Annotated in this window: 17 protein-coding genes; 8 read left to right on the top strand and 9 right to left on the bottom strand. The window is 65.6% G+C overall.

The genetic code is table 11. The annotated features are described in order from the left end of the window. Nucleotides 1-7 precede the first annotated feature (7 nt). Nucleotides 8-823, top strand: coding sequence for an alpha/beta fold hydrolase (locus tag KHY18_RS08980; RefSeq protein WP_213298255.1), 816 nt, complete (start codon nt 8-10; stop codon nt 821-823). On the opposite strand, the gene KHY18_RS08975 is transcribed toward KHY18_RS08980, so the two are convergent. Both KHY18_RS08975 and KHY18_RS08970 read right to left on the bottom strand, forming a co-directional pair. Beyond that, the gene (locus KHY18_RS08975; protein ID WP_213298252.1) at nt 820-1,524 is read right to left on the bottom strand and encodes an SDR family oxidoreductase; all 705 of its coding nucleotides are present in this window, start codon (nt 1,522-1,524) and stop codon (nt 820-822) included. The two genes, KHY18_RS08980 and KHY18_RS08975, sit on opposite strands and share 4 nt — an antisense overlap. A 71-nt stretch (nt 1,525-1,595) precedes the next feature. Continuing rightward, nucleotides 1,596-2,777, bottom strand: a complete 1,182-nt coding sequence (locus KHY18_RS08970) for an MFS transporter (protein ID WP_213298249.1) — start codon at nt 2,775-2,777, stop codon at nt 1,596-1,598. A gap of 84 nt (nt 2,778-2,861) precedes the next feature. On the opposite strand from KHY18_RS08970, the gene KHY18_RS08965 reads away from it, so the two are divergent. Continuing rightward, nucleotides 2,862-3,656, top strand: coding sequence for an AraC family transcriptional regulator (locus KHY18_RS08965; protein ID WP_213298246.1), 795 nt, complete (start codon nt 2,862-2,864; stop codon nt 3,654-3,656). Here the strand turns inward: KHY18_RS08965 and KHY18_RS08960 are convergent. Both KHY18_RS08960 and KHY18_RS08955 read right to left on the bottom strand, forming a co-directional pair. Further along, entirely contained in the window at nt 3,635-3,940 is a 306-nt protein-coding gene (locus tag KHY18_RS08960; RefSeq protein WP_213298243.1) for a hypothetical protein, read from the bottom strand. The genes KHY18_RS08965 and KHY18_RS08960 overlap by 22 nt on opposite strands. Then, on the bottom strand, nt 3,937-4,764 hold the full coding sequence (locus KHY18_RS08955; RefSeq protein ID WP_213298240.1) for an undecaprenyl-diphosphate phosphatase: 828 nt from the start codon (nt 4,762-4,764) through the stop codon (nt 3,937-3,939). Before KHY18_RS08955 ends, KHY18_RS08960 begins: the two co-directional genes overlap by 4 nt. Before the next feature lie 252 nt (nt 4,765-5,016). Here KHY18_RS08955 and KHY18_RS08950 point away from each other — a divergent pair, with 252 nt between their 5' ends. The 6 genes from KHY18_RS08950 to KHY18_RS08925 all read left to right on the top strand — a co-directional run bounded on the left by KHY18_RS08950 (nt 5,017) and on the right by KHY18_RS08925 (nt 10,302). After that, nucleotides 5,017-5,295, top strand: coding sequence for a 2TM domain-containing protein (locus KHY18_RS08950; protein WP_249729004.1), 279 nt, complete (start codon nt 5,017-5,019; stop codon nt 5,293-5,295). A 35-nt stretch (nt 5,296-5,330) separates the two neighbouring features. Then, on the top strand, nt 5,331-6,410 hold the full coding sequence (locus tag KHY18_RS08945; protein WP_249729003.1) for a sensor histidine kinase: 1,080 nt from the start codon (nt 5,331-5,333) through the stop codon (nt 6,408-6,410). Beyond that, nucleotides 6,407-7,234: a LytR/AlgR family response regulator transcription factor gene (locus KHY18_RS08940; RefSeq protein WP_213298231.1), complete on the top strand. Its 828-nt coding sequence runs from the start codon at nt 6,407-6,409 to the stop codon at nt 7,232-7,234. The genes KHY18_RS08945 and KHY18_RS08940 overlap by 4 nt, the downstream gene beginning before the upstream one ends. 36 nt (nt 7,235-7,270) lie before the next feature. Beyond that, nucleotides 7,271-7,630 (top strand): hypothetical protein, encoded by a 360-nt coding sequence (locus KHY18_RS08935; RefSeq protein ID WP_213298228.1) that lies wholly within the window; start codon nt 7,271-7,273, stop codon nt 7,628-7,630. A 230-nt stretch (nt 7,631-7,860) separates the two neighbouring features. Then, a complete protein-coding gene (locus tag KHY18_RS08930; RefSeq protein ID WP_213298225.1) occupies nt 7,861-8,475 on the top strand; it encodes a TRAP transporter small permease subunit in 615 nt (204 codons plus the stop codon). Between the two features lie 18 nt (nt 8,476-8,493). Continuing rightward, nucleotides 8,494-10,302, top strand: coding sequence for a TRAP transporter large permease (locus KHY18_RS08925; RefSeq protein WP_213298222.1), 1,809 nt, complete (start codon nt 8,494-8,496; stop codon nt 10,300-10,302). A gap of 68 nt (nt 10,303-10,370) precedes the next feature. Here the strand turns inward: KHY18_RS08925 and KHY18_RS08920 are convergent, their stop codons facing one another. The 5 genes from KHY18_RS08920 to KHY18_RS08900 form a co-directional block, all read right to left on the bottom strand. Next, the gene (locus tag KHY18_RS08920; RefSeq protein WP_249729008.1) at nt 10,371-10,976 is read right to left on the bottom strand and encodes a GntR family transcriptional regulator; all 606 of its coding nucleotides are present in this window, start codon (nt 10,974-10,976) and stop codon (nt 10,371-10,373) included. 166 nt (nt 10,977-11,142) lie between these two features. Beyond that, nucleotides 11,143-11,949, bottom strand: coding sequence for an alpha/beta fold hydrolase (locus KHY18_RS08915; protein ID WP_213298218.1), 807 nt, complete (start codon nt 11,947-11,949; stop codon nt 11,143-11,145). Next, complete coding sequence (locus KHY18_RS08910; protein WP_213298216.1) at nt 11,936-12,538, bottom strand: amino acid synthesis family protein; 603 nt, start codon at nt 12,536-12,538, stop codon at nt 11,936-11,938. Before KHY18_RS08910 ends, KHY18_RS08915 begins: the two co-directional genes overlap by 14 nt. 26 nt (nt 12,539-12,564) lie before the next feature. Then, on the bottom strand, nt 12,565-13,569 hold the full coding sequence (locus KHY18_RS08905) for a Bug family tripartite tricarboxylate transporter substrate binding protein (RefSeq protein ID WP_213298212.1): 1,005 nt from the start codon (nt 13,567-13,569) through the stop codon (nt 12,565-12,567). A 159-nt stretch (nt 13,570-13,728) separates the two neighbouring features. Then, nucleotides 13,729-14,808 (bottom strand): TRAP transporter substrate-binding protein, encoded by a 1,080-nt coding sequence (locus tag KHY18_RS08900; RefSeq protein WP_213298209.1) that lies wholly within the window; start codon nt 14,806-14,808, stop codon nt 13,729-13,731. Between the last annotated feature and the right edge of the window lie 76 nt (nt 14,809-14,884).

Below are 14,884 nucleotides of genomic sequence, written 5' to 3'. Positions count from 1 at the left end.
CCCGCCCATGCTGCCCATCGTCTTCTCCCACGCCAACAGCTTTCCCGCCGCCACCTACCGCCTGTTGTTTTCGCTGCTGCGCAAGCGCGGCTGCGAGACGCGGGCCGTAGACAGCTTCGGCCACGACCCGCGCTATCCGGTCAGCAACAACTGGCCGCATCTGGTGCAGCAGCTCGCCGACTTCGCGCGCGCCGAAGTCGAGCGGCGCGGCGAGCCAGTGTTTTTCGTCGGCCATTCGCTGGGCGGCTTCCTGAGCGTGATGGCCGCGGCGCTGCACCCCGAACTCGCGCGCGGCGTGCTGCTGATCGACTCGCCGCTGATCAGCGGCTGGCGCGCCAACGCGCTGGGCATGGCCAAGCGCACGCAGCTGGTGGGCTCGGTCTCGCCGGGCAAGGTCAGCCAGCGCCGGCGCAACCACTGGGCCAACGACGACGAAGCGCTCGCGTACTTCCGCACCAAGAAAGCCTTTGCGCATTGGCACCCCGAGGTGCTGCAGGACTATGTGACGCATTGCCTCAAGGACCAGGACGACAAGCGCATGCTGGCTTTCGAGCGCGAAGTCGAGACCGCGATCTACAACACGCTGCCGCACAACCTCGACGCGCTGCTGCGCCGCCACCCGCTGCGCTGCCCCGCAGCCTTCATCGGCGGGCGCGGCTCGCAGGAAATGAAGCAGGTCGGCATGGACATGACGCTGCGCATCACCCAGGGCCGCAGCATGATTCTCGACGGCAGCCATCTGTTCCCGATGGAGCGCCCCGACGCCACGGCCGCAGCGATCGAGGCCTCGCTGCTCAATCTGGTGTCGCTGGGCAGCGCTTAAACGGAGCGCGACAAGCCGCCGTCGACGCGGATGTTCTGCCCCGTGATGTAGCCCGCGCCGTCCGACAGCAGAAACGCCACGGTCGCGGCGATTTCCTCGGCCTTGCCGTAGCGCCCCATGGGCACGGTCTCGCGCCGCGCGTCGGTCTGCGGCAGGCTGTCGATCCAGCCGGGCAGCACGTTGTTCATGCGGATGTTCTTGGCGCCGTAGCGGTCGGTGAAGATCTTGGTGAAGCTCGCCAGCCCCGCGCGGAACACCGCCGACGTGGGGAAGGTGTCTACGGGCTCGAACGCCCAGGCCGTGGAGATGTTGACGATGGCGCCGCCGCCCTGCTTCTCCATGATGGGCACGACCAGCCGCGCGGGCCGCACGGCGTTGAGGAAATAGACCTCCATGCCCTTGTGCCAGTCTTCATCGGTGATGTCGAGAATGGGCGCGCGCGGGCCGTGGCCCGCGGAATTCACCAGCGCATCGATGCGGCCCCAGCGCTGCATCGCCAGATCGACCAGGCGCTGCAGGTCTTCCGTGGACTGGTTCGAACCGGTGACGCCCACACCGCCCAGCTCCTGGGCCAGGGCTTCGCCCTTGCCCGACGACGACAGGATGGCGACGCGGTAACCGTCCTGCGCCAGCTTCTTCGCGGTGGCCGCGCCCATGCCGGAGCCACCAGCGGTGATGAGGGCCACTTTTTCTACTGTCATGAATTCTCCTTGAGTGAAATGGAAGCCCGCTGCGGGCATGGACCGCCATCATAGGGACGCTGCAGGCAGCTTTAGGCACCTATGCGCCGATTGCGCCCGGCCAGCGCGCCCATGGCCACGGCCGCGGCCGCGAGCGCCGCACAGACCAGCAGCGGCACCTGCCAGCCGCCCAGCCGGTCATGCAGCGCGCCCATGGCCATCGGTGCGACCGCCGCCAGCAGATAGCCCACGCTCTGCGACATGCCCGACAGCGCGGTCGACTGCGCCACATCGCGCGTGCGCAGCGCCACGAACGTCAGGCCGAGAATGAAGGTCGCGCCCGTGCCCATGCCGAACAGCACGGACCACAGCCAGGAAAGCGCGGGCAGCAGCCAGAAACCCAGCAGCGCGATGGTCGACATGGCCGCAGCCAGCGCCGCGGCCAGGCGCTGATCGGACATGCGCCGCACGATGGGCCCTAGCACCAGGCCGGGAATCGCCGAAGCCAGCTGCAGCACGCCGTGCAGCGTTCCCGCTTGCTGCGCCGATACGCCCGACTCGGCCAGGATGGACGGCAGCCAGCCTATGGCGACGTAGTAAATGGTCGAGTTCAGGCCCAGATAGAACGTGATCTGCCAGGCGAGCGCGGAGCGCCAGATGGGCGCAGACGGCTGCGCGCGCGCATCGACAGGCGCTGGCGCACTGCCGCTGCCCCACTGCGTCGCCCAGACCGCCATCGCCGCCAGCGGCACGAGCACGAAGCCCGCGAGCGCCGCCTGCCAGCCATGGGCATCGGCCAGCGGCACGGCCGCGGCCGAGCCGAGCGCGGCAACGACGCCCATGGCCAGCACATAGGCGCCGGTCACGGCGGCCGCGTTGTCGGGAAAATCGCGCTTGACCAGACTGGGCAGCAGCACATTGCCCACGGCGATGCCCATGCCGATGATCCAGGTTCCCAGAAAGAGCGCCCATTCCCAGCCGCTGGAGCGCACGCCTATGCCCAGCGCAATCGTCGCCATGGCGCAAAACAGCGTGCGCTCCAGGCCCAGGCGGCGCGCGATCGCCGCGGCGAACGGCGACAGCAGCGCGAACGCCAGCAGCGGCAGCGTCGTCAACGCGCCTGCGGCCGTGGTGCTCAGGCCGAAGTGGGCGGTGATCTGCGCCAGCAACGGCGGCAGCCCGGTCGCGGGCACGCGCAGGTTCGCGGCCACGAGCAAGGTGCCGGCGAGAAGAAGGGCGTTGCGCGCGGAGCGCGCGGAAGTGGAAGGCGTCATGGGCAAGGCTCAAAGAACTGAACCTCACTGTACGAAGCCTGTGCGTGGTTGAATATAGAAGAAAAGACAGATGATCGCTAAAAAATGACAGATCAGCCTTCCCCGCATTCCCTTTCGCGCCTGCTGTGCACCTATGACGCCGATGTCGACACCCGGCCCGCCGTGGCGCTGCATGTAGAGATCGCGCAGAACGACGCCGAGCAGCCCGTGCACCGCCATCGCAAGGGCCAGCTGGTGCTGGCCTTGCACGGCAGCGTGACTTGCGAAGTGCCCCAGGGCATGTGGATCGTTCCGCCCCAGCACGGCGTCTGGATTCCCGGCGGCATGCCGCACAGCAACCGCGCCACCGACAACGCGCGCATCTGCTTTCTGTTCATCGAGCCCGAAGCCGCGCGCATGCCCGCGCAATGCTGCACGCTGGCCATCAGCCCGCTGGCACGCGAACTGATCCTGCACCTCGCGGCCGCGCCCGCCGGTGAAGCCAGCACGGCGCAGGTGGTGGCCCTGCTGCTTGAACTGCTGGTCACGGCGCCTGTGGAACAGCTGCACCTGCCGGTGTCGGACCACCCCAAGATACGGCGCATGGCGCAGGCGCTGACCAAGGACCCGTCGGACCGCACTTCACTGGCGCAGTGGGCCGAGCGCCTGGCGATGAGCGAGCGATCGCTGGCGCGGCTGGTCGCGCAGGAAACCGGGCTCACGTTCGGCCGCTGGCGCCAGCAATTGCACATTCTCATCGCGCTACGCCAGCTGTCCGAAGGCGCGACGGTGCAGCAAGTGGGCGGAAACCTGGGCTACGACTCCGTGACGGCGTTCATCACGATGTTCAAGAAAGCGCTGGGCCAGCCGCCCGGGCGCTACTTCGCGGGATTGAAATGATGCGCAACCACGGCCTGCAGCGCCGCGACCGCCTGGGCCGCGTCATGCTGGAAGTCTGCGCGCCAGGGTCCATCCCAGGCCGCGGGCCGGCCTTCGGCGTCCCAGCGCTCCAGCGCCAGCGCATTGGTGATTTCGGCGTCGAACCAGGCCGCCTGGTATTGCGCCAGTGCATCGGAATCGGCCGCGCCGTCGAAAAGAAACTCCGTTTGCGCCACGAAGCGGGCGAACGCCACGACATCGGCCGTGGCGTTCAGCGCCAGGCGATCGAAATCGCCCGCGCTCATTCGCCGTGCCAGGCGATCACTCCGGTCCAGGCCGTGACCAGCACGATGATGCCGAACACGATGCGGTACCAGGCGAACGGCACGAAGCTGTTGCTGGAGATGTAGCGCAGCAGCCAGCGCACGCAGAACCAGGCGCTGATGAACGAGAACAGCAGGCCGACGGCAAACATCGGAATGTCGGCGGTGGTCAGCAGATGGCGCTGCTTGTAGAGGCTGTAGACGCCCGCGCCTATCAGCGTGGGCATGGCCAGGAAGAACGAGAAGTCGGTCGCCGCCTTGCGCGACAGCCCCAGCAGCATGCCGCCGATGATGGTCGCGCCGCTGCGGCTTGTGCCCGGCACCATCGCCAGGCATTGCGCCAGGCCGACCTTGAGGGCGTCCATGGGCGTCATGTCGTCGACGGAATGCACGCGCACCACTGCGTTCGGGCGGCGTTCGGCCCACAGAATCACGAAGCCGCCCAGGATGAACGTGGTCGCGACCACCATGGGCGTGAACAGATGGGCCTGGATCAGCTTGCCGAAGGCCAGCGCCAGCACCACGGCCGGCAGAAAGCCGATGAACACATTGAGCGCGAAGCGCCGGGCATGGGCGCTGGTCGGCAGCTCGACCACGGTGCTGCGAATTTTCTGCCAATAGACCAGGATCACCGCGAAGATCGCGCCGGTCTGGATGGCAATGTCGAATACCTTGGCTTTTTCGCCTTCGAAGCCGAGCAAGGCGCCCGCCAGAATCAGGTGACCGGTCGATGAAATGGGCAAGAACTCGGTCAGGCCTTCGACCACGCCCATGATGGCGGCCTTGACCAGCAATACGATATCCACGGAAATGTCCTGTTTGGCGGTTGAGAGCCAGAGATTATGTACGCCCGCGTCAATTTGTCCGCGCTGCGTCCGCGTAACAAAAGATTTCAACTATCAACATTCAATTTCGATTGACACCCATTCAAGCGCATTTCGCGCCACGCAGCGGCAGTTCGTCGCATGGCGCTGGCCCTGGCGCGCGTCGGCGCGCACAGTCAGCCCATCGCTTTCAACCAACGGAGCCCGGCCATGACTTTCCCCACTTCCCCCGCCATGAGCGAAGACACCCTGGACCGACTCGCGCGCCGCCGCGCGGGCATGAAGATGGGCTGGGCCGTGCACGCCACCGTCTATGTGCTGGTCAACCTGCTGCTGGCCGGGCTGTCGGCGCAGCAGGACCGGCACTGGGCCATCTACCCCGCGATGGGCTGGGGCCTGGGCCTGCTGATCCATGGCGCGGTCGTCTGGCTGAACCTGCCCGGCGGCAGCCTGCATGACCGCCTGCTGGCGCGCGAGCGCCGGCTGCTGCAGCGCCAGCAGGACCGCGGCTGAGCCGGGCGCGGCGATGCGCGACAATGCCCACGACCATGTCCCACACCCCGTTGCTGGCGCATTTCAATGCGCGGTCTTTCGCCCTGCACGGCCTGTGCACGGCCGTGCTGTGCTGCCTGACCGCGCTCATGCTGCAGGCCGTCGCAAAGGGCGCCTGGGACGCACAACTGGTCTACTCCCTGTCGGTGGGCCTGGTCAGCTGGCTGGTGATCGATCTGGGCCGGATGCTGCTCACGCGCCACCAGGCCATTCCCTGGCCCGCAGGCTGGCGCGGGCCGGCGCTGGTCGTCACCGGCATCGCTGCCGGCGCGCTGCTGGGCGGCGCCATAGGGCGCCGGTACCGCGGCGATGACCAGCCGTTCTCGCTGGCCCAGGCGCTGACCAGCGCCAGCGGCATGACCACGCTGGCGCTCACGGCGGCGATCAGCATCGCCATGTGCCTGGTGCTGTTTCACCGCGGCAAGGCCCAGGAACTCGAGCGCGCCATCGTGCAGAGCCAGCGTGACACCGCCGAAGCCCGGCTCAAGCTGCTCGAAGCCCAGCTCGAGCCGCACATGGTGTTCAACACGCTGGCCAACCTGCGCGTGCTGATCGGCAGCGACGCGCCGCGCGCCGAAGCCATGCTGGACCACTTCATCGCCTACCTGCGCGCCACGCTCGATGGCGCGCGCACGCCGCGACACACGCTCAGCGCAGAATTCGCGCGCCTGCATGACTATCTTGAACTGATGGCGGTGCGCATGGGCGAACGCCTGCACCACCGACTGGAACTGCCCGCCGAACTCGCATCGGCCTGTGTGCCTGCACTGTTGCTGCAGCCGCTGGTAGAGAACGCGATACGCCACGGCCTCGAGCCGCAGATCGCGGGCGGCGAGATCGTGGTGCGCGCGCAGGCCACGCAAGACGGCCAACTGCTGCTCGAGGTGCTGGACGACGGCGCGGGCCTGGCCGAGATCGCGGCCGCGCCGGCGCAGCGCCACTTCGGGCTCGCCCAGGTACGTGAGCGCCTACTGACACTCCATGGCAGCCAGGCCGGGCTCACGCTCGAGGCGCGCAAAGGCGGCGGCACGCGCTGCAGCGTGCGCCTGCCGCTGCACTTTGAAAGCACGCCATGAATATCCCGGCCCGCGCGCTGATCGCCGAAGACGAACCGTTGCTGCGCCAGGCGCTGGAGCAGGCGCTGGCGCGCGCCTGGCCCGAGCTCGAAATCGTCGCCAGCGTGGGCGACGGCCTGAGCGCCGTGCACCAGGCGCTGGCGCTGCGGCCCGATGTGCTGTTCTTCGATATCCGCATGCCCGGCCAAAGCGGGCTGCAGGCCGCGGCGGAGCTGGCCGATGCCTGGCCCGACCCCGACGCGGGCGGCCCGCCCTTTCCCGCGCTGGTGCTGGTCACGGCCTATGACCAGTACGCGGTCCAGGCGTTCGAAGCCCAGGCGATCGACTATGTGCTCAAGCCGGTGCAGGCCCAGCGCCTGCAGATGACTGTCGACCGCTTGCAGCGCCTGCTCGCGCAGCGCGCCGCGAACCGCCATGCGGCCGCGCCCCAGGACCTGGAACGCACCATGGCGCAACTGCGCGCGCTGCTGCCGGCCGCGCCCGCGGCGCCGGCTGCCGCGCGGCTCACGGTGATACAGGCCGGCACCGGCGCGCATATCGCACTGGTTCCCGTCGACGAAGTGCTGTACTTCGAAGCCGCAGACAAGTACGTGCGCGTGCTCACAGCAGAGCGCGAGTACCTGATACGCACGCCGCTCAAGGAACTCGGCGCCCAGCTCGACCCTGAGGTGTTCTGGCAGATTCACCGCGGCACGCTGGTGCGCGCCAGCGCCATTCGCGCCGCGCTGCGCGACGAGGCCGGACGGCTGCAGCTGCAGCTGCGCGGCCGCGCGGAACAGCTGCCCGTAAGCCGGCTCTACGCCCACCGCTTCAAGGCCATGTAGCCGGGGCCACAATGGCGGCTTTTTCGCGGAGCGCACATGGCATTGGACTATCTGGATTTTGACTACAGCGAAGACGACGAAGGCACGGCCAGCTGGGACGCGCTCGCCAGCGTCACGCCCGAGCGCCTGCCCGCCCTGACGGCCGAGGTCGAGCAGGTGCTGCGCTGGGCCAGCCGCACGTTCGCGGGCCGGCGCGGACCCATGGAAGAAGGCGGCGACTGGGATTTCGACCTGCATGCGCAGCAGGACGACGGCACGCCGTTGAGCGCGGCCTACGACGAGGCCACGGGCCGCCTGCAGCTCGCGGCCACCGACCAGCGCACCACGCTGGGCCTGACGCTCAGCGCCAGCGCGGCGTTCAGCGAAGCGCTGCGCAGCCACTTCGGCATCGAATGACGAATGCCGCAAAACCAACAAAAAAACGACAATTAATCCACCCCAAGGTAAACACCTATTGCTACAAAATCAATAGCTATATAGTCGCTAAAAATATAGTGAAAGTCCTATATTCTTAGCTGAATTTTTCGGGCATCCACTCCTTAAAATCGGACGTTGCAAAAAATTACCGGAAGCCTCCTACCCGTGGCCGGCCCGGCAAGACAAACGGCCTTTTGATTGGAGACACCATGCAGGCTTTACTCAAATTCTCGAGAGGGGTCGACTGGCTTAACACCCAGGTCGGCAAATACGTCATCTGGCTCATCCTTGCCTCCACCGTCATCAGCGGCGTGAACGCGGTGGTGCGCAAGGTATTCAATACCAGTTCCAACGCCTTTCTCGAAGTGCAGTGGTATCTGTTCGCTGCATCCTTTCTGCTCGCCGCGGGCTATACGCTGCTGCAGGGCGAGCATGTGAAGGTCGACGTGATCGCCAGCCGCCTGTCCAAACGCAAGCAGATCTGGATCGACATATTCGGCTTTGCCTGCTTTCTCACGCCCATGAGCGCGGCCGTTCTGTGGATGGGCATTCCGTTTTTCTGGCAAGCGTTCCAGACCGGTGAAATGTCGAGCAATGCGGGCGGCCTGATCCGCTGGCCCGTCTATCTGATGATGCCGCTGGGCTTTGGTCTGCTGCTGCTGCAGGGCTGGTCCGAACTGATCAAGCGCATCGCCTTCCTGCAAGGCCTGATCGACGATCCGACTGCCAAGAAAGTGGAAAAGACCGCTGAAGAAGATTTGGCGGAAGCCATCCGCAACCTGGCCCAAGCCTCCAAAGGCCCAAGCAAAAAGAACAACGCTTGAGCGCAGGAGACATACACAATGGAATTCCTGACACACAACCTGGCCCCGATCATGTTCGCGGGCCTGATCTGTTTTCTGCTGCTGGGCTTTCCGGTGGCATTCAGCCTCGGCGCCTGCGGCATGTTCTTTGCCTTCATCGGCGTCGAGCTGGGCGTGCTGCCCGAAGCGCTGCTGCAGGCCTTGCCGCTGCGCATCTACGGCATCATGCAGAACGACACGCTGCTCGCCATCCCGTTCTTCACCCTCATGGGGCTGATACTTGAACGCAGCGGCATGGCCGAAGACCTGCTCGACACCGTGGGTCAGCTGTTCGGACCGGTGCGCGGCGGCGTGGCCCTGGCGGTGATCTTCGTCGGCGCGCTGCTTGCAGCGACCACGGGTGTGGTCGCGGCTTCGGTGATCTCCATGGGCCTGATCTCGCTGCCCATCATGATGCGCTACGGCTACGACAGACGCGTTGCCTCGGGCGTGATCGCGGCCTCGGGCACGCTGGCGCAGATCATTCCTCCATCGCTGGTGCTGATCATCCTGGCCGACCAGCTGGGCCGCAGCGTCGGCGACATGTACAAGGGTGCGTTCATTCCCGGCCTGATGCTGACCGGCTTCTATGCACTGTTCATCATCGGCCTGGCGATCTTCAAGCCGCACATGGTGCCGGCCCTGCCGCCCGAAGCGCGCACGCTGCGCGACGCCAACGGCAAGTCTGGCATGCCTTCGCTGCTGGTGCTCACGGTGCTGTGCGTGGGCGCATCGATCTTTGTCGGCCAGCACATGGCCGAGCTGCACACCTGGTGGACCGGCGAAGCCGTGGAAAAGGTCGCACTCGACGAAACCATCGTCGTCGCGATGTGCTTCGGCGTGGCGTTGGCTTTCGTCGCCGCTTCGCTCAACCGCATCACGCGCCTGGGCCTGCTGTCCAAGGTCGCCGAACGCGTGACCTTTGTGCTGATTCCGCCGCTGCTGCTGATCTTCCTGGTGCTGGGCACCATCTTCCTGGGCGTGGCGACACCAACCGAAGGCGGCGCGATGGGCGCGTTGGGTGCGATGGTGATGGCCATGCTGCGTGGCCGCCTCGACATGGCGCTGCTGCGCCAGGCGCTGATGTCGACCACCAAGCTGTCGTGCTTCGTGCTGTTCATCCTGATCGGCGCAACCATGTTCGGTCTGACTTTCCAGGGCGTGGACGGACCGCTGTGGGTCGAGCATCTGCTGGCCGGCCTGCCGGGCGGCCAGCTGGGCTTCCTGATCGTCGTCAACGTGATGGTCTTCTTCCTGGCCTTCTTCCTGGACTTCTTCGAGCTGTCGTTCATCATCGTGCCGCTGCTGGCGCCCGTGGCCGACAAGCTGGGCATCGATCTGGTCTGGTTCGGCGTGCTGCTCGCGGTCAACATGCAGACCTCGTTCATGCACCCTCCGTTCGGCTTTGCGCTGTTTTTCCTGCGCAGCGTCGCGCCGACCAAGGCCTATGTGGACAAGGTCACCAAGAAGATGGTCGAGCCCGTGACCACCATGCAGATCTACGCGGGCGCGATTCCATTCCTGATCATCCAGTTGGTGATGGTCGCGCTGATCATCATCTTCCCGGGAATTGTCTCGAGCGGCCTCGATGAAAAGGTCGTATACGACCTCGACAAGGTGCGTCTGGAAATGGAAGCCAGCATGCCGCCGGCAATGGAATTCGACGACCCTAGCCTGAGCATGCCGGGCGGCGCTGCGCCCGCCGATGCACCGGCGGCCGATGCCCCCGCGGCGGACGCAGCCGGCAGCGACAACGACGCCCTCAAGGCGATGCAGGAAGCGCTGGAGCGCGAAGGCAAGAAGGAATAAAGCAGAACCGGGCCCTGACCCCAAGCCCCTGCCGGTTCGCCCGCAGGGGTTTTTTTACGTCTGCTGGCTCAGCTTCTGGAAAGCTTGCCGATGGCGATTTCCGCAGCTTTGTGAATATGATCGCGCGAGGCTTTTTCGGCGGCGTCGGCATCGCGGCGCAGCAGCGCGTCGACCAGTGTGGCCATTTCCTGCGAGGTCGCCGACTTGCGCTCGGACGAGCTGATGGTCATCGCGCGCAGGCGGTTGATGCGCGCGTTCAGCGACTGCACCATTTCCCAGGCCACATCGAGGCCGCTGCCCAGGAACATGCGCTGGTAGAACGCCGTGGTGCGCTCCATCACCAAAGTGAATTCATCGCGCGCAAACGCCTGCTGGATATGCTCGTTCAGCCTAGCCAGTTCCTGCAGCGTCTCGTCCGAGGCTTTTTCGGCGCAGACGCGCGCGGCCTGGCCTTCGAGCAGCGCGCGCAGATCGTAGATCTGCCGCGCCCGGTCGACATCGACCGTGGCGACCACGGGCCCCTGGTGTGCAATGGTTTCGACCAGCCCTTCGGACTCGAGCTGGCGCAGCACTTCGCGGATGACGGAGCGGCTCACGCCCAGCAGTTCGCAGAGCTTGCGCTCCACGAGCCTGTCGCCCGGCGGGAAATAGCCGCCGAAGATCGCTTCATGCATCTTCTCCAGCGTCAGCTCGCGCAACGTCTTGGCTGACCGGTCTACTTTGAGTGAGGGCGTGGAGAAGTCGAGCACAGAGATTCCTGTTTCAGAGCGCCATGGCGAAGGGATTGGATGCTGTCGGTCAAGCTGCATTCTAGTACTTGTAACAAACGCCAACAACGCATCATGTGGCTGCGTCGATGAACCGCAGCAGCCGTGCATTGACCGCTTCGGCATCGGTCAGATTCATCATATGGCGCGCGCCGGGAACAATTTCGGCCCGGCCTTGGGGCGCGAGCGCGGCCATGGCCTGCGACATCGCGGGGCTGGAGTTCGGGTCGCCTTCGCCGGTGATGAACAGCGCGGGCATCGCCAGCCGCGGCAAATGGTCGGCATGCACTTCGTCGGAGGTGGCGAACAGCGCGTAGGCGCGCGCATAGCCCGTCGCGTTCACGTCGGCCAGGATGTCGGTGGTCAGCGCCGCGGTCGCGCGCAAAGGCGCGGGCACGGGCGCGCCGAACCAGCGCTCGATGGTCGAATCGACCGTGGCCGCGACGCCTGCGCTTTGCAAGGTGCGCGCGCGCTCGAGCACGGCCGCGCGCTGCGCGGGCGAACGCTGGAACACCGCGTTCAAGGCCAGCAGGCGCGTGCAGCGTTCGGGGTGGCGCAGCGCGAACTCCATGGCCACCAGTGCGCCCATCGAATGGCCCACGACATGGGCCCGGGCAATCTGCAGATGGTCGAGAAGCCGCAGCAGCTGCTCGGCGAAATCGGCGAGCTGCACACCTTCGGGCGGCAGCCGGCTTTCGCCATGGCCCAGCATGTCATAGGTCAGCACGCGGTGACTTTGCGACAGCGCCTCGATCTGCGGCTGCCAGCTGCGCTGGTCCATGCCCACGCCATGGATGAGCACAATGGTCTCGCCCGCGCCATGGACGCGGTAGGCCGTGCCGTCGACGCTGCAGCTTTGCGAGGGCTTAGACAGTTTCATTGGAGCCCAGCGCCGCGAGATCCTGGTAACGATCGCCGATGCGGTGGTGCGGGCGCCCGCCGATCGAGGCGCCCAGCGCCACGACGATTTCGTTCGGGCCCGGTGCGTCATTGATCGCGAACTGCAGCGTCAGATAGTGCGAGCGCTTGCCTTCGTCGTCCTTGTGCATCATGGGAATCGCCAGTGAGCAGTTGGGGCCGCCGCGCACATTGGTGAAGCTCAGGTAGCTCTTGGCGCCCACGGCCTTGCGGTAGAAATTGCCGAAATGCAGCGTGTGGATCAGCGCCGACGCATGCTCGACTTCGCCGTCGATGCCGACCACGGCGGCCTTGCCATAGGCTTCGATGGCCGCGGCCGAGCCCGCGAGCGCGACGATGCGATCGGTCAGCGCCTTGCCCAGCACGGGCGCGATGCGCATGATTTCGGGCGTCAGGTTCTCTTCGAACGCCCGGCCCGCCCAGGGGTTGCGCAGCACGGCGGCGACGCCGAACAGTTGCAGCGGCGTGGCCGTGGCCTTGCCGCCTTCGATCAAGGTTTCCTCGCTGTAGGCCACGATTTTGCGCACGCCGATGTTCTGCAGATCCGTCATGATTTTCTTTCGAAGGTTGATTCCAGTTATTGGGGTTTGATATCGGCGGCCTTGATGACCGCGCGATATTTGTCGACTTCCTGGGCCATGAAGCTGTTGAGCTTGCCGGCCGACTCGCCCGAGGCGATCACGCCTTGCTCGGCGAGCTTCTTGACGATTTCGGGGTTGGCCATCACCGCGCGCGCCGCGGCTTCGAGCTTGGTCGTCACATCGCCTGGCGTCTTGGTCGGCACAAACAGTCCGAACCACACGCCCAGATCGACGGCTTCGAGGCCTGGCACCTGGCCTATCGCGGGAATGTCCGGCGCCAGCGTCGATTTCTCGCGGCCGAGCACGCCATAGGCCTTGATCTTTCCGGCCTTGATGAACGACTGGGCCGCGGTCAGTGTGGAAATACCCAGCTCGATCTGGCCGCCCATCACATCGACCAGCGCGGGCGAAGCGCCGCGGTAAGGGATGTGGGAAATCTTGGTGCCGGCCTTGAGATTGAACAGCTCGCCGGCGACATGCATGGGCGTGCCATTGCCGGCCGATGCGAAGTTCAGCACGTTCTTTTCATCCTTGGCATAGGTGATGAGTTCGGCCACGGTGTTCGGCGCCAGCGCCTTCTTGCCGACCAGCACCATGGGGCCGGTGCCGACGAAGACCACGGGCTTCAGGTCGCGCAGGCCGTCGAATTGCAGCTCGGGATTGATCAGCTTGTTGATCAGCACTTCCGAGCCCGAACCCAGCAGCAGGCTGTAGCCGTCGGCCGGGGCGCGCACGGCGCGCGTCATGCCCAGCACGCCGCCCGCGCCCGCGGTGTTCTCGACCACGATCGACTGGCCCAGCTTGGCCGACAGCTCGGGCGCAATGGTGCGCGCAATGATGTCCGAACTGCCGCCGGGCGCAAACGGCACGATCAGGATGATGGGCCGGTCGGGATACGCGGCCAGAGCGCTGCCCGCGGCACCCAGCGCCGCCCCGATGACGATGGTCCGGCGCGTCAACGCCAGACAGCGATTCTTCCAACCAGCAGCCAGTCCATTCACGATTGTCTCCTTTGGTATGTTTTGTCAGATGGTATACCAACAGACATATCCAATGGAAGCGCAGATTGCTCGGTGTTTTCCCGATGTCGAAATGGTTGCCCCAGCGCCATGAAAAAAGCCAGGCAGGGCCTGGCTTTCGCGTGGGGGCAGGCGCCGCTGTCAGAGTTTTTGCGTCGCCATGTAGTTGTCGAAGCGCGATTCGGCGAAGCGGAACCAGAGGATCTGGTCGCGCTGGAAATTGCGGTAGTCGGCGTAGATCTTCTTCCACTCGGGGTTGCTCTTTTCGAGCTCGCCGTAGAGCTCCATCGTCGCCTTGAACGATGCATCCATCACGGTCTGCGGGAATGGCAGCACCTTGGCCTTGGAGGCAACGAGCTGCTTGAGCGCGCCGGGATTGCGCGCGTCGTAGCGCCCCTGCGTGACCACATGGGCTTCGTGCGACGCCGCCTGGACGATGGCGCGGTACTCGGGCGTCAGCGCGGCCAGCGCCTTCTGGTTGATGTAGAACTCGAGGTTCAGACTGCCCTCCCACCAGCCGGGGTAGTAGTAGAACGGCGCGACCTTGTTGAGGCCCAGCTTGAGATCGTCGTAAGGACCGATCCACTCGGCCGCATCGATCGTGCCCTTCTCCAGCGACTGGTAGATTTCACCGGCCGGAATGTTCTGCGGCACGCCGCCCAGGCGCTCGATCACCCGGCCCGCGAAGCCGCCGACGCGGAACTTCAGGCCCTTGATGTCGGCCGGCGACTTCACTTCCTTGCGGAACCAGCCGCCCATTTGCGCGCCGGTGTTCCCGCCGAGATAGTTGACGATGTTGTACTTGGCGTAGAACTCGCGCATCAACTTCTGGCCGTTGCCGTCGACCATCCAGGCCGTGAGCTGGCGCGAATTCATGCCGAACGGAATCGCGCCGCCGATCGCGAACGCTTCGTTCTTGCCGAAGAAGTAGTACGGAGCGGTGTGCGCGGCTTCGACCGTGCCGTTCTGCACGCCGTCGACCACGCCGAAGGCCGGCATTAGCTCACCGGCCGCGTGCACCGTGACCTCGAACTTGCCGCCCGACATTTCCTTGACCGCGCGCGCAAACACTTCGGCCGAACCGTAGATGGTGTCCAGCGACTTGGGAAAGCTCGAGGCGATGCGCCAGCGCACCACGGGTTGGGCATGCACGGCGGGGGCGGCACCCGCCGCCAGAACACCGGCGATACCGGCATTTTTCAAGATGGAACGACGATCCAATTTGTCTCTCCTGTGTGATACCGAGCCTGCCCGCCGCATTGCGGCGACAGGGCGAAAAAAAACCGGTCGAGGCCTA

It is taken from the genome of Acidovorax sp. CCYZU-2555 (assembly GCF_018413525.1).
Taxonomy (GTDB): Bacteria; Pseudomonadota; Gammaproteobacteria; order Burkholderiales; family Burkholderiaceae_C; genus Comamonas.
This window is presented reverse-complemented; position numbering and strand designations above follow the sequence as displayed.